The 21,650-nt window shown below is 58.4% G+C and carries 24 protein-coding genes and 1 tRNA gene; 13 read left to right on the top strand and 12 right to left on the bottom strand.

Annotated features, from left to right (window positions below):
* The coding region (locus HMPREF9538_RS06570) for an EAL domain-containing protein (RefSeq protein ID WP_009485892.1) at positions 1–1,194 on the top strand (1,194 nt) is incomplete at its 5' end.
* A gap of 42 nt (positions 1,195–1,236) precedes the next feature.
* Here HMPREF9538_RS06570 and HMPREF9538_RS06575 read toward each other — a convergent pair.
* A complete protein-coding gene (locus tag HMPREF9538_RS06575; RefSeq protein WP_002916201.1) occupies positions 1,237–1,509 on the bottom strand; it encodes a GNAT family N-acetyltransferase in 273 nt (90 codons plus the stop codon).
* Positions 1,510–1,520: 11 nt separating this feature from the next.
* The gene (gene yjdI, locus HMPREF9538_RS06580; protein WP_002916202.1) at positions 1,521–1,751 is read right to left on the bottom strand and encodes a 4Fe-4S mono-cluster protein YjdI; all 231 of its coding nucleotides are present in this window, start codon (positions 1,749–1,751) and stop codon (positions 1,521–1,523) included.
* A gap of 205 nt (positions 1,752–1,956) precedes the next feature.
* On the opposite strand from yjdI, the gene HMPREF9538_RS06585 reads away from it, so the two are divergent.
* Genes HMPREF9538_RS06585 through HMPREF9538_RS06600 form a run of 4 tightly spaced genes read left to right on the top strand, consistent with a single transcriptional unit; the run spans position 1,957 to position 6,656 of the window.
* Positions 1,957–2,229 carry a YtcA family lipoprotein gene (locus HMPREF9538_RS06585; RefSeq protein WP_002916204.1) on the top strand — a complete coding sequence of 91 codons (273 nt, stop codon included), beginning with the start codon at positions 1,957–1,959 and terminating at the stop codon, positions 2,227–2,229.
* Between the two features lie 6 nt (positions 2,230–2,235).
* On the top strand, positions 2,236–3,261 hold the full coding sequence (gene mdtN, locus HMPREF9538_RS06590; RefSeq protein ID WP_004174502.1) for a multidrug transporter subunit MdtN: 1,026 nt from the start codon (positions 2,236–2,238) through the stop codon (positions 3,259–3,261).
* Positions 3,262–3,273: 12 nt separating this feature from the next.
* Positions 3,274–5,211: a multidrug efflux transporter permease subunit MdtO gene (mdtO, locus tag HMPREF9538_RS06595; RefSeq protein WP_009485891.1), complete on the top strand. Its 1,938-nt coding sequence runs from the start codon at positions 3,274–3,276 to the stop codon at positions 5,209–5,211.
* On the top strand, positions 5,208–6,656 hold the full coding sequence (locus HMPREF9538_RS06600; protein ID WP_009485890.1) for an MdtP family multidrug efflux transporter outer membrane subunit: 1,449 nt from the start codon (positions 5,208–5,210) through the stop codon (positions 6,654–6,656). The genes mdtO and HMPREF9538_RS06600 overlap by 4 nt, the downstream gene beginning before the upstream one ends.
* A gap of 62 nt (positions 6,657–6,718) precedes the next feature.
* Here HMPREF9538_RS06600 and HMPREF9538_RS06605 read toward each other — a convergent pair whose 3' ends face one another.
* From HMPREF9538_RS06605 to HMPREF9538_RS06625, 5 genes are all read right to left on the bottom strand, one after another.
* Positions 6,719–7,018: a DUF1889 family protein gene (locus HMPREF9538_RS06605; protein ID WP_002916274.1), complete on the bottom strand. Its 300-nt coding sequence runs from the start codon at positions 7,016–7,018 to the stop codon at positions 6,719–6,721.
* A 184-nt stretch (positions 7,019–7,202) separates the two neighbouring features.
* Positions 7,203–8,756 carry a peptide MFS transporter gene (locus tag HMPREF9538_RS06610; protein ID WP_002916277.1) on the bottom strand — a complete coding sequence of 518 codons (1,554 nt, stop codon included), beginning with the start codon at positions 8,754–8,756 and terminating at the stop codon, positions 7,203–7,205.
* 472 nt (positions 8,757–9,228) lie between these two features.
* Complete coding sequence (gene arsC / locus HMPREF9538_RS06615; RefSeq protein ID WP_002916278.1) at positions 9,229–9,651, bottom strand: glutaredoxin-dependent arsenate reductase; 423 nt, start codon at positions 9,649–9,651, stop codon at positions 9,229–9,231.
* 9 nt (positions 9,652–9,660) lie between these two features.
* Positions 9,661–10,953, bottom strand: a complete 1,293-nt coding sequence (gene arsB / locus HMPREF9538_RS06620) for an arsenical efflux pump membrane protein ArsB (protein WP_002916279.1) — start codon at positions 10,951–10,953, stop codon at positions 9,661–9,663.
* 51 nt (positions 10,954–11,004) lie between these two features.
* Positions 11,005–11,334 carry a metalloregulator ArsR/SmtB family transcription factor gene (locus tag HMPREF9538_RS06625; protein WP_002916281.1) on the bottom strand — a complete coding sequence of 110 codons (330 nt, stop codon included), beginning with the start codon at positions 11,332–11,334 and terminating at the stop codon, positions 11,005–11,007.
* Positions 11,335–11,552: 218 nt separating this feature from the next.
* Here HMPREF9538_RS06625 and HMPREF9538_RS06630 point away from each other — a divergent pair, with 218 nt between their 5' ends.
* Together HMPREF9538_RS06630 and HMPREF9538_RS06635 are read left to right on the top strand one after the other, a co-directional pair.
* On the top strand, positions 11,553–11,846 hold the full coding sequence (locus tag HMPREF9538_RS06630) for a YciI family protein (protein WP_002916282.1): 294 nt from the start codon (positions 11,553–11,555) through the stop codon (positions 11,844–11,846).
* 30 nt (positions 11,847–11,876) lie between these two features.
* Positions 11,877–12,449: a DUF1349 domain-containing protein gene (locus HMPREF9538_RS06635; RefSeq protein ID WP_009485888.1), complete on the top strand. Its 573-nt coding sequence runs from the start codon at positions 11,877–11,879 to the stop codon at positions 12,447–12,449.
* A gap of 3 nt (positions 12,450–12,452) precedes the next feature.
* Here the strand turns inward: HMPREF9538_RS06635 and HMPREF9538_RS33235 are convergent, their stop codons facing one another.
* On the bottom strand, positions 12,453–12,728 hold the full coding sequence (locus HMPREF9538_RS33235) for a hypothetical protein (protein ID WP_004174494.1): 276 nt from the start codon (positions 12,726–12,728) through the stop codon (positions 12,453–12,455).
* 171 nt (positions 12,729–12,899) lie between these two features.
* Positions 12,900–13,799, bottom strand: coding sequence for a LysR family transcriptional regulator (locus HMPREF9538_RS06640; protein WP_004174493.1), 900 nt, complete (start codon positions 13,797–13,799; stop codon positions 12,900–12,902).
* A gap of 138 nt (positions 13,800–13,937) precedes the next feature.
* On the opposite strand from HMPREF9538_RS06640, the gene HMPREF9538_RS06645 reads away from it, so the two are divergent.
* The 4 genes from HMPREF9538_RS06645 to HMPREF9538_RS06660 are packed head-to-tail and all read left to right on the top strand — an operon-like array spanning position 13,938 to position 16,688.
* The gene (locus tag HMPREF9538_RS06645) at positions 13,938–14,246 is read left to right on the top strand and encodes a superoxide dismutase (RefSeq protein WP_004151785.1); all 309 of its coding nucleotides are present in this window, start codon (positions 13,938–13,940) and stop codon (positions 14,244–14,246) included.
* 8 nt (positions 14,247–14,254) lie between these two features.
* Positions 14,255–14,812, top strand: a complete 558-nt coding sequence (locus HMPREF9538_RS06650) for an NAD(P)H-dependent oxidoreductase (RefSeq protein ID WP_009485887.1) — start codon at positions 14,255–14,257, stop codon at positions 14,810–14,812.
* Positions 14,813–14,832: 20 nt separating this feature from the next.
* Entirely contained in the window at positions 14,833–15,852 is a 1,020-nt protein-coding gene (locus tag HMPREF9538_RS06655; protein WP_009485886.1) for an aldo/keto reductase, read from the top strand.
* A gap of 32 nt (positions 15,853–15,884) precedes the next feature.
* On the top strand, positions 15,885–16,688 hold the full coding sequence (locus HMPREF9538_RS06660) for a carboxymuconolactone decarboxylase family protein (protein ID WP_004889869.1): 804 nt from the start codon (positions 15,885–15,887) through the stop codon (positions 16,686–16,688).
* Positions 16,689–17,051: 363 nt separating this feature from the next.
* Here HMPREF9538_RS06660 and HMPREF9538_RS06665 read toward each other — a convergent pair whose 3' ends face one another.
* Entirely contained in the window at positions 17,052–17,981 is a 930-nt protein-coding gene (locus HMPREF9538_RS06665) for a LysR family transcriptional regulator (protein ID WP_002916293.1), read from the bottom strand.
* 129 nt (positions 17,982–18,110) lie between these two features.
* On the opposite strand from HMPREF9538_RS06665, the gene HMPREF9538_RS06670 reads away from it, so the two are divergent.
* On the top strand, positions 18,111–19,499 hold the full coding sequence (locus tag HMPREF9538_RS06670; protein ID WP_004151784.1) for an MFS transporter: 1,389 nt from the start codon (positions 18,111–18,113) through the stop codon (positions 19,497–19,499).
* 167 nt (positions 19,500–19,666) lie between these two features.
* On the opposite strand, the gene HMPREF9538_RS06675 is transcribed toward HMPREF9538_RS06670, so the two are convergent.
* A tRNA-Gly gene (locus tag HMPREF9538_RS06675) sits at positions 19,667–19,740 on the bottom strand.
* 80 nt (positions 19,741–19,820) lie between these two features.
* On the bottom strand, positions 19,821–20,534 hold the full coding sequence (gene actS, locus HMPREF9538_RS06680) for an amidase activator ActS (RefSeq protein ID WP_004157874.1): 714 nt from the start codon (positions 20,532–20,534) through the stop codon (positions 19,821–19,823).
* Positions 20,535–20,850: 316 nt separating this feature from the next.
* Between actS and idi the strand changes: the two genes are divergently transcribed.
* On the top strand, positions 20,851–21,405 hold the full coding sequence (gene idi, locus HMPREF9538_RS06690; protein WP_002916298.1) for an isopentenyl-diphosphate Delta-isomerase: 555 nt from the start codon (positions 20,851–20,853) through the stop codon (positions 21,403–21,405).
* Positions 21,406–21,650 lie beyond the last annotated feature (245 nt).

Genomic DNA, 21,650 nt, shown 5'->3' with positions numbered 1-21,650 from the left:
CCGCCGTTACCGATGTTGATTCTGAGCCGCAGCCCGGCCATCTGGCTGTGGCAAACGCTGCTCTATCAGGTGAGTCATCCGGATCGTCTGCGCAACGTCCATACTGCCCCCGCCGATCTGTCCTGCGCGGAGCTGGCCCATCGGCTGGAGAATGCGCCGCGGCTTGAGCGGCTTGCCAGCGAAGCCGCCCTGATCCACGGAAAACGGGTCGTCGGGTTGACCCACGCCGAGCTCAAGGTGATCCTCGCCCTGCTGCAAGGGCAGACGATAGGCGAGCAGGCCCAACGTCTCGGATTGAGCCAGAAAACGCTCTACACCCAGCGGCTGGCTGGGGTGAAAAAGCTGGTGGAATGTCATCCGCATCTGGCCCCCCGCTTTCCGCGCACGCTGCTGCCGCGCTCACCCGCAAACGCACTGACGGCGTTTGAACAGGAATGGGTACAAGCGATTCACGATCGCCAGGTCTTCCCGGTTTTTCAACCTATCGTCGATAGTCGCTCACAGCTACAGGGGGTGGAGATCCTGATCCGCTGGCGCCACCGCGGCCAGGTACTTCACCCCCAGACCTTTCTACCGCACTTCCGCGCCGACTACACCTGGCTGCTGCTTACGGCCTTTGTTCTGCAGGAGGCCGTGCAGAATATTAATGAGTATCCAGGCACCTTCTATTTTTCGGTCAACATACCCTCCTCACTCGCCGACAGTGACAGCCTGCTGCGGATGGTGGAAGCCGCTCGCCAGCAGCTTCGGCAGCCAGAGGGCGTGGCAAGGCTGGTGCTGGAATATGCTGAAACTATCGATTTTCGCCATCAGAGCCGCTCCGCCGCCCACGTGGCGCAGCTGCAACGTGCTGGCGTGCGCGTGATGCTGGACGACTGCTTTTCTCAGGGGAGCGTTATCTTTCCGGCGCGTCGACTGCACTTCAATGCGTATAAACTGGATATGAGCATCGTCAACGACGCCCAGCACGATCCAAAGGCGCTTGCGCTAATAAAAAGCCTGGCCTACTACTGCCAGTTAAGCGACAGTCGCTGTGTGGCGGAAGGGGTGGATTCACTGGCGAAATTTACGCAGTTAAAATCGCTGGGGATTGATCGCTTCCAGGGCTATCTGTTTTCACCACCGATGCGGCGCGAACATCTCCCGGAACTGATCCGCCGCTTTTCCCACCAGCGCGATCCGGCGAAACGTTGAGGGTGCGAGAAAAGCGCACCGGTTAGCACCGGTGCCGGTACGTCATGCGCGAATATCGTCGTATTCGCGGGTGTTATCGAATTCATGTTTGGCAAACGGGCAGAGAGGGATAATCTTCCGCTGCTCCTGGCGCATTTTTTCCACTACCTTCGCCACCAGCTGTTTCCCCACGCCCTGGCCTTTCAGGCTGGGATCAACATCGGTATGTTCGATAATGCTGAGGTGTTCGCCGGTGGGAACAAAAACAATCTCCGCCACCTGGTTTCCCTGCGCATCGTTAACATAAAATTTGTTATGCCCTTCCAGTATTTCCATCTTCTCCTCGCTTATTTATGACGATATTGCAGAGCGCCGCTCGGGCAGGTATCAATCACGTTTACCACCGTCGCGACATCCACTTCATCCGGGATAATCCACGGCTTACGCTTCAGGTTGAAGAGCTTCGCGCTGCCGCGCACGCAGTTCCCGGAATGCTGACAGATCGCCGTATTAAAGTAGACGTCGATTTTCTCCCCGGTGTAGGCCCGGTAGCCGGCTTCCAGTAATTCCTTATCCATGACATTGCCTCGGTCGTTTTTATCTTTCAGGCTAAGCATAGCCCTCGCCGTGGCGGCTGACTATGCGCAAGCGCGGGAATTGACGCCTCACATCATGCTCTCCCATCGCGCAAGGATCCCGCAGTCAACGATCGGTTGACTTTCATTCCCGCAACGAGGCGATTACACTCATGACACACTGGTATGATCACTCAGGGATGTTCCATTGAATCATATTGCCACCATCGCCCGCCCGGCGCGGTTACTGCTCGTCTTGCCGCTTTCCGGCTGCTCACTTTCGCCAGAGATCCCGGTATTGGGCGCTGCTTTTCCCGGCTGGTTTTTCTGCTTACTGGGCGGTGCGTTTTTACTGATCCCCTGCCATATCCTGATTACCCGTAAAGGCTGGCAGCCGCGCTTTTCTCCCCTGGTCTTCAGCTACGTCGCGCTGATGTTCCTGTTCGCCACGTTGCTGTGGTTTCTGTTTTTTGTTCACTGATCGCTTATGACAACTTCCCGCACTTCCCTGTTACGCAAAAAGTGGCCTCTGCTGGCGCTGGTCCTTGCCGCCATCCTGGCGCTGATCCTCGTTATCTGGCAGTTGCAAACCTCGCCGGAGACCAATGACGCCTATGTCTATGCCGATACCATCGATGTAGTGCCCGAGGTCAGCGGACGCATCGTGGAGATGCCCATTCGCGATAACCAGCGGGTGAAAAAAGGCGATCTGTTGTTCCGCATCGACCCCCGCCCCTATCAGGCAATGCTCGATGACGCGAAGGCCCGGCTGACGACCCTCGACGCGCAGATCATGCTGACCCAGCGCACCATCAAAGCGCAGGAGTATAACGCCCAGTCGGTGGCGGCCGCCGTCGAGCGCGCCAGAGCGCTGGTTAAGCAGACCACCTCCACGCGTATCCGCCTTGAGCCGCTGGTGCCGCAGGGGTTCGCTTCCCAGGAAGATCTCGATCAGGCGCGCACCGCTGAGAAAGCGGCGCGGGCGGAGCTGGAGGCCACGCTGCTGCAGGCCAAACAGGCCTCGGCGGCCGTGACCGGCGTGGATGCCATGGTGGCGCAACGCGCCGGGGTCCTGGCGCAAATCGCCCTCGCTGAACTGCATCTGGAATTTACCGAAGTGCGCGCGCCGTTCAACGGCGTGGTGGTGGCGCTGAAAACCACCGTCGGCCAGTACGCCTCGGCGCTGAAGCCGGTCTTCACCCTGCTGGATGACGACCGCTGGTATGTGATCGCGAACTTCCGCGAAACCGACCTGAACAACGTGCGCCCCGGCGTGGCGGCGCGGATCACCGTGATGACCAACCACAACCGGACCTTTAACGGGGTGGTGGATTCGGTCGGCTCCGGGGTCCTGCCCGAAGGTGGGAGCGTCATCGAAGGGCTGCCGCTGATCCAGAAAAGCATTAACTGGGTCCACGTCTCGCAGCGCTTCCCGGTGAAAATCGCCGTCAGCGATCCCGACCCGGAACTGTTCCGCATGGGCGCCTCGGCCAGCGCCGTGCTGCAGCCGTAGCCGGGCGACGCTATGTTTCCTCTCGCCCATTTTTTACGCCAGGAACTGCGCGACGCGCCGGGACGCGCCAGCTACACGCTGCGCCTGACGCTAAGCTGCGCGGTGCTCATCACCCTGTTTATGACCCTGCAGATCCCTTTCCTGGCCGTTGCGCTGATCGTCGTGTTCTACGTCAGCCAGCCTAACGTGTTGATGATTAAGCTGGTCAGCGTGGTCTTTTTTGTCACCGTCACCGTGGCGCTCGGCGGCGTGCTGCTGATCATCAAGTGGACCTATGACTACCCGCTGATCCGCCTGGCAGCCTCCGTGGCGCTCTTTTTCTGCGCCCTCTATCTGATGCGGGTGCTGGGCAAGCTGGGACTGGCCTTTTTCGTGGTGGCGCTGGCGGTGATTTACGCTCAGACCTTCCCGTCGATGACCAGCCAGAGCGAGATCCTGGTGCGGCTGCTGCTTTGGCTGTGGGTGGCGATTAACACCGCGATCCTCGTCACCCTGCTGGTCAACGCCTGCTTTCAGCAGGCCTTTCCCGGTAACCAGTTTAAGGCGCGTCTGGCCGGGATGCTGCACGAGGTCGCCCGGCGGCTGGCGGCCCCGGACGCTGAAGCGCCACCGACCTTCGGCGAGACCGCCGCGCAGTTCAATCAGCTGCAGTCGCTATTCGCCCAGGCCAGCCGGGCGACACCGGAGATCGCCGCCGATCCCCTGGCCTGGCGCTCGCGGCTGGCCGCCACTTTGCGCTGCTACCAGCTGGCGGCCCTGCTGCAAGCAGACGAGGCGGATAGTGACGATCGCCAGCAGCTGTCGCAGGCGGTACTTCAGCTGAAGAACGCCCTTAGCGAGGGGCCGTTTGACGGCGCTATTCCTCCCCTGACGCTCAGCGGTCGCGGCGTCAATCGCGCTGTTCTGCAGGAGATGGCTACCACTCTGCAGCGGCTGGCGCAGGGTGAGCCGGTTGCCCTGCCGCAGGGTGAGGTGGAGAAGGCGCCCCTGCTGGCGCCGGACGCCTGGCGCAACCCGGCATATCTCCATTTTGCGCTCAAGACCCTGCTGGCGACCCTAATCTGCTATGTCTTCTATACCGCTGCCGACTGGCAGGGTCTACATACCATTATGCTGAGCTGCGTGATCGTCGCCCAGCCCGGGCTGGGCGCCACGATGCAAAAGACATGGCTGCGCATCGGCGGGGCGCTGCTCGCCTCCCTGCTGGCGCTGCTGTTAATCGTCTTTGTCCAGCCCTGGACCGATTCGCTGACGGGCCTGCTGGCGATGTCCCTGCCGGTGCTGGCGCTGGCGGCGTGGATTGCCGCCGGCTCGGAGCGTATCGCCTACGCCGGGATCCAGATTGGTTTCACCTTTGCGCTGGCCTTTCTCAGCTGGTTTGCTCCGCTGACGAACCTCACCGAGCTGCGGGATCGGGTGCTGGGCATCCTGCTCGGGGTGCTGGTCTCCTCCATTGTTCATTTGTATCTCTGGCCGGACAGCGAAGCGCCGCAGCTGAAAACCCGCCTTGCGGCACTTTATCGCCGGCTGGCGGACTGCCTCGCCGCCCCGAAGGAGGCGGTTCCGCTGGCTCCCCTGCTTGTCGCCTTCACCGACAGCGAAGCGCTGATCCACCGGGTTCGCGCCGAACCGCTGGGCACGTATGCTCACCCCTGGCCCCAGGCGAAAGACTGGCCGATGCGCGCCACCCTCGCCCAGGCCGAGGAGATCGCCCGCCTCAGCGAAGGCTACCGACTCAACGCCGCGCCGGGAGACCCGACCCTGGCCCGCTGCGCCGAACAGCTGCGGCGCTACGCTGAACGTATCGAACAGGAGGCGACGGCGCCTGGCGAACAGCTGACCGCCGACCTGACTAACCCCTTTGGCCCGGCGCTGGCCGCCGCGCTGGCCGCCCTGCCCGACTGGGGGCCGACACCGATAGCGACTGAGCAACAGGCTAAAACGTCATGATGATCCTTCCTTTCTCCGCGCGCCTGCGCGGCACTCTTTTTACCCTGACGCTGACGCTGCTCAGCGGCTGCGCGCTGATCCAGGATGAGCCTGCCCAGGTCGCCATCGTCAATCCGCAGCAGGCCCAGCTGGCGCAGGTGATCCACCTGGCGAACAGCGACTGGCCGGCCGCCCGCTGGTGGGAGGCCTATGATGATCCTCAGCTCAATATGCTGATCAACCGGGCGCTGCAGAACTCGCCGACCATGCAGGCCGCCCGGCTGCGCATCTCCCAGTCGCAGTCCACGGTGGAACTCGCCCGGTCGGCAATGGGCCTGCAGGCCACCACCGTCGCGGCGCAAAACCGCCTGCGGATCACCGACAAATCCTTTAGCTGGCCCTACTCATACTCCCTGCCGGTGGATAAAAACGGCCCCTGGTATACGCTGAATACCGTTGGCGTCGGGGCGCAGCTGAATATCGATCTCTGGGGGGCCGATCGCGCCCGGGTCGCCGCCGCTATTGGCGAGAAAAACGCCCGGCTGGCGGAGACCGCCGGCATTGAGCTCGACATCGCCAGCAGCGTGGCGCAGCTCTATTTCGCCATGCAGGCGACGTTCCAGAAAATCGCGCTGCTGCAGGAGCTGGAGGGCATTGCCCGATTCTCGGTGGAAGCCCACGAGCACCGGACCCGGCGCGGCCTGGAAGACAGTGTGGATGTGGCCAACGCCCAGGCCGAACAGCTCGCCGCTCGCCAGCAGATCATTAGCGCCGAGGGGATGCTGACCCAGTATCGTGAAACCCTGCGGGCGCTGATCGGCGCCGATGCGCAGAGCATGCCGGCCATCCATCCGGTGGCGCTGCCGGCGCTCCAGGAGACGCTGCCGCCGTCGCTCTCTTTCGAGCTGCTGGCCCGCCGTCCGGACCTGCAGGCGCTGCGCGGCTACGTCACCGCCTCCCTGAGCCAGGTCGATGCGGCGAAAGCGGCCTTCTACCCCCATTTTGATATCAAAGCGTTCTGGGGCTATAACGCCCTGAGCGTCGGGGATCTGTTTAAGTCCTCTTTCCAGCAGATCAACCTGCTGCCCGGGCTGTATCTGCCGATCTTCGACGGCGGCCGTCTGAACGCTAATCTGCAGTCGGTACGCACCGCCAGCAACATCCTGATCAAACAGTACAACCAGGCGGTGCTGGATGCGGTTCGCGATGTCGCCATCAGTTCCAGCCAGCTTAACGACCTGAATCAGCAGCGCGCGCTGCAGCAGCTAAAAGTCACCGCGGCGCAGACCACCACCGACAGCGCTCGCGCCCATTATCAGCGCGGCCTCCTCAGCCGCTACGCCGCCGAAGAAGCCCGCCGGGCGGTCCTCGCCCAGCAGCTGTTGCTGCTGGACATTGAGGCCCAGCGGCTAAGCACCGACATTACCCTGATCAAAGCCCTGGGCGGCGGCTATCGAGGGCAGTAACAAGAATGCCTTCCCAATAGGGGAAGGCATTAAGCTGAAGAGGCGGGGTGGATGCGCGGCGATTACACCAGGGCGCGCAGCTCTTCCCGCATATAGGTGGAAAAGAATTCTGGATGCTTAATCACCAGCCGTTCGCCGGCGGCGACCCGTTCAGCCCACTCCGCCACTTTATCGGTAAACCCAGCGCTCCAGCCCTGCTGTTGGCCGCGCGCAGCGACGTCGGCCGGGGTGGCGGGTACGCCTAGTTCTTTTAAATATTTGAGAATTCCCTTCGCGGTACTTTCATCCATAGACTGTGGTACTGGCTCAGACGTATTCATACCACCGATGAAATCCAATGCTTTATCAATGACTGCTGGCATAGGTGTGTCCTTATATTAACCACATAGTAAACCTGACTACACTATGGACCGGAAAGCGACGTGATTTCAAAGAACACGCTCACGTTATGGGACATCGCGCATTGTGAAAAGGGGATTTTGTTCTGCTGGGGCGGGGATTGGACAAAAAACAAGCCGGCCCCGTAGGGCCGGCCTGAGGATCGCGTCAGGCGTTGCTGAGGGATTTTTGCGCGGCGCTGGACCGGCTGTTCTCCAGCATCCGGCGGACCGGGACAATCAGCACGGCCAGCACGGCGGCGCAGATCAGCAATGCGATGGAGCAGCGGGCGAAGAGGTCCGGCAGCAGCGACAGCTGATCGGCCTTCACATGACCGCCGATCAGGCCCGCCGCCAGGTTACCCAGCGCGCTGGCGCAGAACCACAGCCCCATCATCTGGCCGCGCATTCTCTCCGGCGCCAGCAGAGTCATGGTCGCCAGCCCAATCGGGCTGAGGCACAGTTCACCGAGCGTCAGCATCAGGATGCTGCCCACCAGCCACAGCGGCGACACACCGGCCCCGCCGTTGCTCAGGACGTTCTGCGCCGCCAGCATCATCAGGCCAAAGCCCGCCGCTGCGCACAGGATGCCAATGACGAATTTGGTCATACTGCCCGGACGAACGTTTTTACGCGCCAGCGCAGGCCACGCCCAGCTGAATACCGGCGCGAGGAGAATGATAAACAAGGCGTTAATCGACTGGAACCAGACCGCGGGGATCTCAAAATCGCCGATCATCCGGTTGGTATAGTCGTTAGCAAACAGGTTGAAGGAGGTCGGTTTCTGTTCAAACGCGGACCAGAAAAAGGCCGCCGAGACCAGCAAAATAAAGCACACCAGCAGGCGCGCCCGCTCTTTACGGTTGAGTCCGGCGAAGACGAACAGCCAGATGAAATAGAGCGCCACGGAGGCGGCAATCACATAGACCAGCACGCTGGCCACCGCTACCGGGTTAATCACGATCGTGCCCAGGCTGATAAGCGTGACCAGCACCGCCACTCCCAGCGCCAGCGCCAGCAGCCACGCTCCAACGCCATTCTTTTTCGCCACCGGGCTGTTCCAGGTGGAATCGAGGCCAACCTCCGCGTCATAGCGCTTCATCGACGGTACGGCAAAGACACGGAAAATGATCAGCGCCACCAGCATCCCGATCCCTCCGATGCCGAAGCCCCAGTGCCAGCCATGCGATTTGATAAGCCAGCCAGAGATCAATGGCGCGATAAACGAGCCGATGTTGATCCCCATGTAAAACAGCGAAAAACCACCGTCGCGGCGCGCGTCGCCCTTTTTATACAGGGTGCCGACCATCACCGAGATACAGGTTTTAAACAACCCGGAACCCAGGACGATAAACATCAGACCGATAAAGAACAGATCGTTGCCCAGCCATGCTGACAGAGCGATCGACAGGTGCCCCAGGGCGATCAGGATAGAGCCGTACCAGACGGCGCGTTGTTGGCCAAGCCAGTTATCCGCCAGCCAGCCGCCCGGCAGCGCGGCCAGATACATACTGCCGGCAAAAATCCCAACGATCGCCGAGGCGTTCTCTCGCGCCAGGCCCATGCCGCCGTCGTACACTGTCGCCGCCATAAACAGGATCAGTAAAGGACGGATGCCGTAAAACGAGAAGCGCTCCCACATTTCAGTGAAGAACAGGGAGCCCAGCGGATAAGGATGGCCGAAAAAGGTACGGCTTTCGTTTTTATTAACAGAGGAATGCATAAATTCTCCAGGTAAGGTGCGCCGCAGCGCAAGTTAACCGTATAAAGCAGGCTGACGATTTATAATTTGTTTGTATTAACATCAAACACGAGCATTTTTAACCATTTGATAACCACGCAATGGTTTTGTCCAGCCCCTTACCTTCCCTTTTTAGATGAAAAGTCGACAAACATCTAGTTTTACAGATTTAATGTTCGCAATAATGCAAACGACGTTGACTTTATATCATTACGCACAAAACGAAATTTTACCCATTAAAAACAAACAGTTAATAATTTATCGAGAGACATAAACCACCGGCGCAGAGGCGGTGTATAACGGCAGGAAAAGTAAGGGAAACAGACTGGATAGTGGAGAAATAGCGCTAAGCGAGAATATTGTCAGCAATCCAGGCGCTACATACCTGGAGAGCCTACCATACAGCAGGTTTAACACGGCATGCCGGCTGCTACAGCCGGCGCCATTCTGCGCGCTATTTCACACGCTGCCCTGCGGCATCAATGACTGGCTCACCGTCCTCCTTCACGAATGCGCCTTTTTGTGGCGCCGTCAGGATCTCCAGCACCACCTCTGACGGGCGGCAGAGTCGGGTGCCCTGCGGCGTCGTTACGATCGGACGGTTAATCAGGATCGGATGCTGAAGCATAAAGTCGATTATCTGGTCGTCAGTAAACCGGTCTTCCGCCAGGCCCAGCGCGTCGTAGGGTTCGACGTTTTTCCGCAGCAGCGCGCGCACCGGGATCCCCATCGCGGCGAGCAGCTGGCGCAGCTCATCACCCGACGGCGGCGTCTCCAGATAATAGATAACGGTGGGCTCGGCGCCGCTGTTACGGATCAGCGCCAGCGTATTACGCGAGGTGCCGCAATCAGGGTTATGGTAAATGGTGATGCTCATAGTACGTTCTCATGGCTGGTTGAAGGAGAGACGCAGCGCCAGCGCGGCCAGCGTCACAAGCAGCACCGGCAGGGTCATGGTGATGCCGCAGCGGAAATAATACCCCCAACCGATGGTGATGTGCTTCTGCGCCAGCACATGCAGCCACAGCAGCGTGGCCAGGCTACCAATTGGCGTGATCTTGGGCCCCAGATCGCAGCCGATGACGTTGGCATAAATCATGGCCTCTTTGATCGTCCCTGTTGCCGTGCTGCCATCAATCGACAGGGCGCCGACCAGTACGCTGGGCATATTATTCATTATTGAAGAGAGGAAGGCCGACAGGATACCGGTGCCCAGCGTCGCGGCCCAGAGGCCGCGCTCCGCCAGCATGTTCAGCACCGTGGTCAGATAATCCGTTAACCCGGCGTTTCGCAGACCATACACCACCAGATACATTCCCAGCGAGAAGATCACTATCTGCCACGGGGCGCCGCGCAGCACCTTGCCGGTGTTAATTACCCGCCCGCGCTTCGCGACAGCAAACAGGATCCCGGCGCCGAGCGCCGCGATGGCGCTGACCGGGATCCCCAGCGGTTCAAGGACGAAAAAGCCAGCCAGCAACAGCAGCAGCACGCCCCAGCCGGTGCGGAACGTCGCTGGATCTTTTATCGCCGTGGCCGGCGCTTTTAGTAACGCCATATCCCAGGCCGGCGGGATATCCTTGCGAAAGAACAGGTGCAGCATCGCCAGGGTGGTGAGGATCGCCGCGAGATCGACCGGCACCATCACCGAAGCGTACTCCCTGAAGCCGATGGCAAAGAAATCTGCCGAAACGATATTCACCAGATTCGACACCACCAGCGGCAGGCTGGCGGTATCGGCAATAAATCCGGCGGCCATGACAAAGGCCAGCATCGTTCCCTTGCTGAACCCCAGCGCTCGCAGCATGGCAATCACGATTGGCGTGAGGATCAGCGCCGCCCCATCGTTGGCAAACAGCGCCGCCACAGCCGCGCCGAGCAGGATAATCCAGGTAAACAGCAGACGACCCCGGCCTCTTCCCCAGCGGGAAACATGCAGCGCGGCCCATTCGAAAAAGCCAGACTCATCAAGCAGCAGGCTGATAATGATAACGGCGATAAAGGTGGCGGTCGCATTCCAGACGATATGCCATACCACCGGGATATCGGCTACCTGTACGCCACCGGTGGCCAGCGCCAGCGCCGCGCCAAATGCCGCGCTCCAGCCGATCCCTAACCCCCGCGGCTGCCAGATCACCAGCACCAGGGTCAGGATAAAAATCGTACCTGCCAGCAACATCGTTCCTCCGCCAATCACATTCGAAAAATCATATATGTTAAGATAAATTTTTTACCGGCAACCCGGCCCGCCAGCCAGTCTGCTGATCATCAGCCGCACATCCTCCTGCTGACTGAGCCAGGCCTGCTCAATCACCTGCGCCGCCCAGGCCGGCATCTGCGGAGAGAGGCGGTAATGGACCCACTTACCCTGTTTACGATCCAGCAGCAATCCGCTCTCACGGAGCATCGCCAGATGGCGGGAGATCTTGGGCTGGGACTGGGCGAGCGCCGTACAGAGATCGCACACGCACAGCTCTCCACGCGCCTTGAGCAGCAATACGATCCCCAGCCGAGTTTCATCGGCGAGGTTTTTGAACAGTTGCAGGGGCAATAAAGACATGATTTCTCCTCAAGCGTGACGGACAGCATACGGGGCCACAAAGAAAGATCAATATACATGCGCAAAAACATATATATTAATTCACGTCTGCGATGAGCATCCGGGATGTTGCGCCCCGCCATCCCTGCTAAATAGCACGGAAAAATGCCGCGTTTTCTTTTATCCATCATCGAAATATGTCAGGCTGGAGATCCCATTGGATTGCCAGGGCTTTCAGGATGAGTACGATTTATGTGGTTGTTTTAACGTATATAAAACCGCTCGAAGAGGTTGACCGTGCGATCCCCGCCCACATCGAATGGCTCAAAAAAGGCTATGCCGACGGCCTCTTTCTCGCCTCCGGCCGCCGTATTCCCCGCACCGGCGGCGTCATTCTGGCAAAATGCGATAGCCGGGAAACTCTGCAAGCGCGTCTGAGCCAGGATCCCTTCCAGCAGCTGGGTCTCGCCCGTACAGAGATTATTCCCTTTGAGGCCAGCATGGCGTCACCCGCGCTGCAGTCGCTGTTATAACCCTGTCTGAAAGCATATCCCGGAGGAAAAATGCAGCCGTACTTTCACTGGATCAATGAACCTGCCGAGTGGCGCCGCGATTCCGACGGCCTGACGGTGGTCACTAATAAGCATACCGACTTCTGGCGCCATACCTGGTATGGCTTCGAGCGCTTCTCTGGCCATCTCTATGCCGCAGAAGTGGCGGGCGATTTTACCCTGCAGGCAAAAATCTGTGCGGATTTCACCACGCTTTACGACCAGGCCGGGCTGATGATGATGGCCGACGAGCAGACCTGGCTGAAGGCGGGAATTGAGTTTAATGACGATGCCCCGGCCATCGGCAGCGTACTGACGCTAACCCACTCCGACTGGGCCACCGGGCTTTTCCCCGGCGACCCGCGCACCTTCTGGCTGCGGCTGACCCGCAAGGGCGACGCGTTAAGGCTGCAGTATTCAACCGACGGCGAGCGCTGGCCGCTGCTGCGGCTCGGCTACTTTCCGCCAGGCCCGGTGAAAGCGGGCGTCATGTGCTGCTCACCGGAGCGTGGCGGACTGGCGGTTGCGTTTCAGGATATTCAGCTTCCCCCGCCGCTGGACAAAGCGCTGCACGATCTGAGCTGAACGCTAGCGGGAAGACCCGACTTTCTCTGCATCCTGGGGCCCAGGATTGCAGGGTTCGCTGGTGCCAGGGAGATAAAAATGACCGTGCTTATCGGGATCGGTGCCGCCAGGGCACCCTGCCCGACCCGAGGAATTATCGATATCGCCGCCGTTCGAACCGTTGCCGCCGTCGGCGCCAGCGCTCACCGACTGCCCGTTATGGCCACCGTGAACACCATGCGCAGCACTGGCCGAAAACGCCACCAGCGCGAATATACAGACTATGAAGCGTCTGCCCATTGATACCTCTCCCTTATTGATATTCCCAGCCTATGACGTTGGTGATGGGTTAAGCCGTTGAGCGGCAAAAATCATCGCGATAAAAACCGCTTTATCCGCAAGGAGTATAGGGTTAAGACTGAGGGAAAGACAGGATCTGTGCCTTCAGATATTTCGCACGCAAAATAGCCTTTATTCCGCGGCATGCATTATCAGGAAATCAATCAGGGCTTTCACCCTTTTCGTTCTGCCTGCGTTTTTTGGGTAATAGAGATAAACCGGCGGATAGGTTTTCCAGTAGTCCTCCATCACGGGAATAAACTGCTCACGATCGGGCTGTAATTGCAGGATTGGTTCAAATAAACGGCCAATCCCCAGTCCGTGGCGAATACCGTCGGCCATGACGTCAATATCATTGCTGATTAACTGTCCGGGCATCTCGACGGTGAGCTGCTCGCCGTGGTCATTGAGGATCAGCGGCAGGATGCGGTTGTTGGTAATAAAGCGATAGCCAATCAGCCGGTGATGATGGAGATCGGCAGGCATCGCGGGCACGCCATATTCGGCAAGATAGGCAGAGGAGGCGTATAGCCCTTCACGAAACGGCTTCATTAACGGGCGGGCGACCACGCCGCCTTCGAGAATATCGCCAAAGCGGATCCCAAGGTCGAAACGTTCTTCAATAATATTGACGGTACCGTCATAGACCGATATTTCCAGCTGGATCCCCGGATATTGCTGACAAAATGCCGCCATCGCCGGTTTGAGAATAAGCAGGTAGGCAAAGCGCGAGAGGGTTATTCTCACTGCCCCGGAGGGCTCCTGATTCTGGTCGCGGATGATTTCCAGCGACTTTTCCAGTGTCTCCACCGCCGCGGCGGTCTGCTCCAGCAGCTGTTGCCCGGTTTCCGTCAGCTCGATACGCCGGGTAGTGCGCACAAAAAGGGGGTGGCCAATATGCTCCTCCAGCAGCCTGAGCGCATTGCTGACCGACGGCGGCGTGATTTCGAGCTTGCGCGCGGCGGCCGAGATATTGCCCTCGCGCGCAATGCTCTGAAAGATGCGTATCTGATTATAAAGCGCGTTATTCATAGCATCTCCTTAAGACACCCTCGCCTGATTATTAAGTACAGGCTAAATATTCTTAAGTCAATGACCGCCTAATCTTCCCCCCCTGCGGCTCGTATACTTTTGTCTCTTCCCGCTGATAACGACTTTCCGGAGACAACTATGCGAATTTTATGTCTGGATATCCCTGCCCCCGGCGCGACGCTGGAACACTATGCGCCGCACCTTACCGCAGAAGCCCTGCACGCCTGGGGACTGTACAAGTCAGGCTTTATTCGCGACATCTATTTCCGTCAGGATCGACCCGGCGTCGCTATTTTCCTCGAGTGCGACACCGTGGAAGAGGCGAATAATGTCATGGCCGAATTTCCGCTGGCAAAAGCGGGTCTATTAACCTTCGAGTGTATTCCACTCGGCTCGTTTATTAGCTGGGAAAATCTCTTCTCTGCTGAATTTAAACATCAGGAGTAACGTTGGGAATGGCTCATATTCTTGTCGTTTCCGGGCATCCGGATCTTAACCATTCCATCGCCAACGCCACCATCCTCGATGAGCTGGCGACCGCCCTGCCTGATGCGGAAATCCGTCGTCTGGACTGGCTCTATCCGGACGGCAAATTCAACATCGCCGCTGAGCAGGAAAGCCTGCTGCAGGCGGATGTGATTGTCTGGCAGTTTCCCTTTAGCTGGTATGGGCTGCCCGGGTTAATGAAACAGTGGCTGGACGAGGTATTTGTCCACGGCTTCGCCCATGGCTCAACGGCGAAACTGGGTGGTAAAAAGCTGATCCTCTCCTTCACCACGGGAGCGCCACAGGCGCTCTATACCGCTGACGGTTTCTTTGGCCATGCCATTGAGGAGTATCTCCTTCCCTTCGAGACCACGGCCAGGCTGTGCAATCTTGAGCTGCTGGCGCCGGTTTATACCTGCGGTATTAGCTACGCCGACCGGGATGCCGACAAAATCGCTCAGCAAAAAACGCTTGCCCGGGAACACGCGGCCAGACTGATCGCGCGGCTTAAAACTCTGGTGGAATAACCCAAAGGGAGAAAATAACGATGCAGTATACCCGGCTCGGGAAGAGTGACTTACTGGTCTCCCGTATCTGCATGGGATGTATGGGGTTTGGCGATCCGTCAACGGGTCAGCATCGCTGGACGCTGGACGAAACAGCCAGCCGGGACATCATCCGCCACGCTCTGGAACAGGGCATCAATTTTTACGATACCGCCATCGCCTATCAGAACGGCTCCAGCGAACGGTACGTTGGCCGGGCGCTGCGGGAGATGGCAAAACGCGAGGAGGTGGTGCTGGCCACCAAGTTTCTGCCACGAACCGCCGCGCAGATTGCCGAGGGGATCAGCGGAAAACAGGCGATAGCCCGCTCGCTTGACCAGAGTCTGCGAAACCTCGGGATGGACTACATCGACCTCTACATCTACCACATCTGGGATTACAACACCCCGGTTATCGACGTGCTGGAGGCGCTGCACACCGCAGTGACCGCCGGCAAGGTGCGCGCGATTGGCATTTCCAATTGCTATGCCTGGCAACTGGCGAAGGCGAACGCTCTTGCCGAACGCGAAGGGCTGACATCCTTTGTTTCTGTGCAGAGCCACTACAACCTGATTATGCGTGAAGATGAACGAGAGCTGTTCGGGCTGTGCGCGGAAGAGGGTATCGCCATGACTCCCTATAGCGCGCTGGCCAGCGGCCGTCTCTCCCGCTTAGAAGGCCACACGCGGCGAGAGGTGGAAGATGATTATGCCCGGAGCAAATACGACGGCACGGCAGAGCAGGATCGGATCATTATTGCCCGCGTCGCCGAACTTGCCGAACGGCATCAGGTCTCCATGACCGAAATTTCGCTGGCCTGGCTGCTGACTAAAGTCACCGCCCCGGTGATCGGCGCCACGCAAAAGCATCATGTTGACGGCGCGGTCAACGCTGTAGCCCTTCAACTGAGCCCGGAAGACATCCGTTATCTGGAAGAAGCCTATCAGCCGCACTTCCTCACAGGCGTGATGGCGCAAAACACGCCGCAAGCCAAAGACCGTCCTCAGGTGTGGACGCGCTAACGATCCGCCCTGCGGATCGGAAAGGAGCAAATATGAAAAACGTGATTGCCGCGGCAGCCTTGTCGCTTGTGCTGTCTGATTTTACTTATGCCCACGAACAAAGAGATGAAGCTATGATGAAAATTACCCCTTCCACCCTTGCGGACGCTGATATTCAAGCGGTCTCCCCGGCGCTGGCGCGCTTCGGCCGCGAGGCCATCAGCAACGACCTCTGGCAACGTGACGCCCTGTCCGCCCGCGACCGTAGCATCGTGACCGTAGCGATGCTGATTGCCCGCAACCAGCCAGGCGAGCTGAAGCACTATATTGCCGTTGCGCTCGATAGCGGCGTGACGCCAGCGGAAGTGTCAGAGATCATTACTCACCTCGCCTTCTACGCTGGCTGGCCCAATGCGATGTCAGCCGTCAGCGTCGCTAAAGCCATCTTTGAAGCCAGGGGCGTGACGGCAGAGGCCCTGCCCGCCGCCTCGCCAACGCTGCTGCCACTCAATGAACAGGTAGAGAAACAGCGTGCAGACACCGTGGAAAAAAATGTCGGCCCCATTTCGCCTGGCCTGGTTAAATTTACCGCCGACCCGCTGTTTCTCGACCTCTGGCAACGGCCCGCGCTTACGCCCCGCGACAGAAGTCTGGTGACGGTCAGCGCGTTAATCGCCGCCGGACAGAGCGCGCAGATTGGCTACCACCTAAACAGAGCTATGGATAATGGGCTTTCGGCTGAAGAGGCCGGAGAAGTGGTCGCCCAGGCGGCGTTCTACGCGGGATGGCCAAATGCGTTTACCGCCGCCCCGGTGGTCGGTGAGGTATTACGATCGCGCGAGAGCAAAACTGAATAAAAAAGAATAAAGGACAGGGAAGCTGTCCTTTATTTATCGTTAATTGTTAATTTAAAGGTACCACGAGGGCTTTCGATTAGGTCTCGCGGAAAGAACATAAACGGTCTATCGAAGTATGGAGACTTCGATCGTGAGTCTGTTCACATCGCTCATTGAGAAAATTGCCGTTCCGTATGCCGTCATGAGTCTCATCCTTTGAAAGCAGCGATCGCTGTGGCGAGACGGTAGCGCGGACATGTCTATTTGGTCCAGAGATGGACATCTCAATTTAGCTACTACACCGCTACTTCGATTGATGTATTTTATATTAAATATCAATGAATTGAATTATACATTTAATATAAATTGATGTTATAGCAATCGCTATACAGGCTCCTTAGTCATGACTGACCGGGCCACACCGCATATCGCAAGAATTTGCTCTCTCAGCCAGCGGTGACCGGGGTCGCGTTCCATTCTTGGGTGCCACATCTGCGATACCGTAATACGACGGCTTTTGAACGGCAGCTCGAAAAGGTGTACCTGGTCCGTTACCTGCTGATTGAGTAAATAGAGTGCGGGTATCATGGCGATAAGATCCGATTCCAGCGCCACGGAAAGTGCTGTCGGAAATCCCGGTACGACGCTTGCAATTTTACGTTTTGTCCCCAGTTCGGCCAGCGCATCGTCAACGGATCCGTGCAACGCGCCCTCGGGTGACGCTACCACATGGCCCCAGGCGACATAATCACTCACGCCTATTTCAGCCTGCTTAGCCAGCGGGTGCCCTTTACGGACGACGCCAACAAACCGATCCTCAAACAGTCGTTGCAGCCGTATTTCTGGCCCCATATTACTCTGAACGCCAATCTCCAGATCAACCAGCCCTTCCCGAAGATAGCGCGACGTTTTTTCCGGCTTAGGCGCGAAGCGTATACAGACGTCCGGCGCTGCGTCGGCAACCGCTGCTATAAGCGCAGGCCCAAACGCCACCACAAAACCATCGTTTGCCCTGATGGTAAAAAGACGCGCCAGATTTTGCGCGCTGAACGTTTCAGTTGAGGGCTGTAATACCGCCCTGGCATCGTGCACTGCACGCCTGGCGCGATCCCGGGTCGCTTCGGCCCACGGGGTCAGTACCATGTTACGCCCGGCGCGTACCAGGATCGGGTCTCCTGTGACATCGCGTAACCTGCTTAATGTCCGGCTCATGGCCGAAGTGCTGAGGTTCAGACGACGAGCCGCACCTGCGACACTCGCTTCACTCAGCAATACGTCGAGAGCTACCAGCAAATTAAAATCGGGATCAGACATTACCCTTCCTCCCAGCACATTAAGATAAGGCGTTTGATGCAACAATAAAGTGAAAATAGTGCGCCTTCCGCCTGGTAAAAGCCATCTTTATAGTTTTGTCATCCATACACTCTTCTCAGAGGACAAATGATGACGCTCTTTTCCAGTCAACCCGGCGACGAAGGACTGCCTGGCCCGGCGCGCGCACGGGTGATGGCCGCAATAATGACCACCACCTTAATGGGCGTGTTTGATGGCACCATGATCAACATTGCCCTGCCCTCCATGGCTCAGGAGATGCAGGTACCTGCCAGTATTGCCGTCTGGTTCGCCAACGGGTATCTGCTGGCGGCTGCGATGACGCTGGCGATATTCGCGGCGCTTGCGGCCCGTCTGGGTTATCGCCCCGTATTTCTGGCGGGCCTGACGACCTTTACCCTGACATCACTGGGTTGTGCGCTGGCGAATAAGCCCGAAGTGCTTATCGGTATGCGCGTACTTCAGGGGATCGGCGGCGCGGCGACGCTGAGTATTGCCCCCGCAATACTCAGGTCCGTATTTCCCGGACGCTTACTTGGCCGCATTCTGGGGTTCCATGCCCTGCTCATTGCCTCGAGCTCCGCTATCGGCCCGGTATTGGGCGGTACGATCCTTCACACTCTTAGCTGGCAATGGCTGTTTGCGATAAACATTCTTCCCGGCACCCTCGCCTTACTGCTGGCGGTCAGAGCGCTGCCGCGGGATGCGATCCGTATGCAGGCGCCCTTCGACACCGTGGGCGCCATATTGTCGGCGCTGCTGTTGGGTTCGACGATCATGGCGGCGAACAGCCTACAGAACGCTACTTCTCAATTCGGCAGCCTTTGCTGGATGGCTCTCGCTGCGCTGAGCGGCATGGCTTTTATCTGGCAAATCCGCCGCACGGGTCATCCCTTACTGCCGCCGAGCATGTTTAAAAATGAACGTTTTACCCTCGCGGCCTTCACGTCGATGGTTGCTTTTGTCAGCCAGGGGATCACCTTTATTGCGCTACCCTTCCTGTTTCAGAGCGAATACGGCTACAGTCCGGTAGTGTCTGCCCTGCTGTTTACGCCGTGGCCATTAGGGATCGTGCTGATTGCGCCGCATGCAGGCCGTTGGGCGGACACGATATCAGCCCCGGCGATATCCACCCTGGGGCTGGTGATATTTGTCGTCGGTTTGATCCTGCTGGCGACGTTACCCGCCAGACCTTCAATGTGGGATATCTGCCTGCGAAGTCTGGTATGCGGAATAGGGTTTGGCTGCTTTCAGAGTCCCAATAACCGGGAAATGCTCTCAAACGTTATTCGTGAGCACGCGAGTTATGCGTCCGGTGTTTTATCCATTATGCGCACTTTCGGGCAGTGCCTGGGAGCCGCCGCCGTAGCCGTTCTGCTGGCAGCAGATGAAAGGTCAATTCATGTTGCGCTGTGGAGCGCCGCCGCGGCCTCTGCGGTATCGGTCGTCGTCAGCGCGAGCCGGTTGCGTAAAATCACTCATCCTGCGGAAACAGGATAAGCGCGGAAATATCACTAAACGCTACGACTCCAGCGCCAGCAGCGCAAAACGCCGATCCCGCAACCAAAGTGGAGTCCTCTGCCGGAGTTCAATAGACTAACAGAATGCTATAATCGCTGATTTATCAAGGGAAAATTGAGTTGGGTAGACTTCAGGAGACTTGAATTTGGAGCGGGCGAAGGGAATCGAACCCTCGTATAGAGCTTGGGAAGCTCTCGTTCTACCATTGAACTACGCCCGCGAAGAGGTGCGAGAAGCATTATAGCCCTTACGCACCCTGTGACAAGCCTGCCGGATGCTGACTGGCGATAAAATAACCTTTTAGCACTTAGGTTTACTTCCCTGCGGCGGCAGGTAACGCAGCGGATCGATGGCTGTCGCCCGGTAGCGGATCTGGAAATGCAGCCGCACTGAGTCGGCATCCGTACTGCCCATGGTGGCAATTTGCTGGCCGGCCTTCACGCTCTGGCCATTATTCACCATTAGCTTATCGTTGTGGGCATAGGCGGTGATGTAATCCTCGCTGTGCTTAATCATGATCAGGTTGCCATAGCCGCGCAGCTGATTGCCGACGTAGACCACCTTGCCCGCCCCGGCGGCATACACCGGCTGGCCGCGGGTTCCGGCGATATCAATGCCTTTATTGCCGCCATCGGCGGTGGAATAAGGCAGGACCACTTTGCCGCTGGTCGGCCAGCGCCAGCAGCGCTGTCCCACCGGCGGCCAGGAGGACTGAGGTACCGCGGACGAAGGCGTGACCGCCGCGGTGCGCGTAGAGGAAGATTTTTTCTTCGTTGTCTTCGTTGAACTGCTGCCGTTAAGCTTCAGCTTCTGCCCCACCTCAATGGTGTAAGGCGGGGAGATGTTATTCAGGCGGGCCAGATCGCGAACGCTGGTGCCGGTGGTGCGGGAGATGCCGTACAGGGTATCGCCGCGTTTAACGGTGTAGGTGCCACCGGAATCGGAGGTGCTGGAGCAGCCGGCCAGCACCAGGCTTGCCGCCAGCATCAGTGTCATATAAAAGCGTTTCATCATCAGGCATCCTGCACTTAACACAACCACTTACCTCGCAATCAGGGCGAATATCATACCAGTCCGCGGCGCAGGGCGTCATCCCTGATGGCGAAACCATTATCCCCCGTCCCTAGCGCGCGGTCTGCGGCAGGCAGAAATTCATATTTGCGCCACGCGGCGCGGCGGCCTCTCCTCACTATTGCGCGTTGCCGTTCACAGAGCTGCCTCCAGGGCTTGTTTTGGTAATGCCTTTCTCCCATTTATGGGCTACCCTAGTGGCCTGAGTACATGACCCGGCGGGTTTGTGCCGGGTCATTTTTTATTTTCAGGAGTCGTCATGGCCGGGGAACACGTCATTTTGCTGGATGAGCAGGATCAGCCTGCCGGTATGCTGGAGAAGTATGCCGCCCATACGTTTGATACCCCTTTACATCTCGCGTTTTCCTGCTGGCTGTTTAACCAGCAGGGTCAGTTACTGGTCACTCGCCGTTCGTTGGGCAAAAAAGCCTGGCCCGGGGTATGGACCAACTCGGTCTGCGGACACCCCCAGCAGGGCGAGACCTTCGAGCAGGCCGTCACGCGCCGCTGTCGCTTCGAACTCGGTGTGGAGATCTCTGATATCGCGCCGGTTCACCCGGCCTTCCGCTACCGGGCGGTCGCCCCAAACGGTATCGTTGAGAACGAAGTGTGCCCGGTATATGCCGCGCGCGTGGTAAGCGAAGTGCAGCCTAACGACGATGAAGTCATGGACTATCAGTGGGTTGACCTGGCAACCATGTTAAGCGCGCTGGCCGCCACGCCGTGGGCGTTCAGCCCGTGGATGGTGCTGGAAGCGGAAAATCGGGACGCCCGCCAGGCGCTGACCGACTTTGTTGCGCGTCTGCGCGGGTAAGCTAACTATTCTCCAGGCCAGGCGCAGCCCTGTGCCTGTCATTAATGCCTGGCGGCGCTACGCTTGCACAGGCCTACGGTTCTGCGCCATTGCGTAGCCCGGATAAGGCGTTTACGCCGTCATCCGGGATCCCCGGCTTGCGCTGCGCTGAGCCAGGCTACGCCAGCCTTAGGACCTCACATCAGACATAAAAAAAAACCCCCCGCCCCCGGGGGTTTTTTTTTTTTTTTTTGGGGTTTTTTTTT

Source organism: Klebsiella sp. MS 92-3 (assembly GCF_000195655.1).
Classification (GTDB): Bacteria; Pseudomonadota; Gammaproteobacteria; order Enterobacterales; family Enterobacteriaceae; genus Klebsiella; species Klebsiella pneumoniae.
Note: the sequence above shows the minus strand (reverse complement) of the source record. Positions and strands in the feature narration are given on the sequence as shown.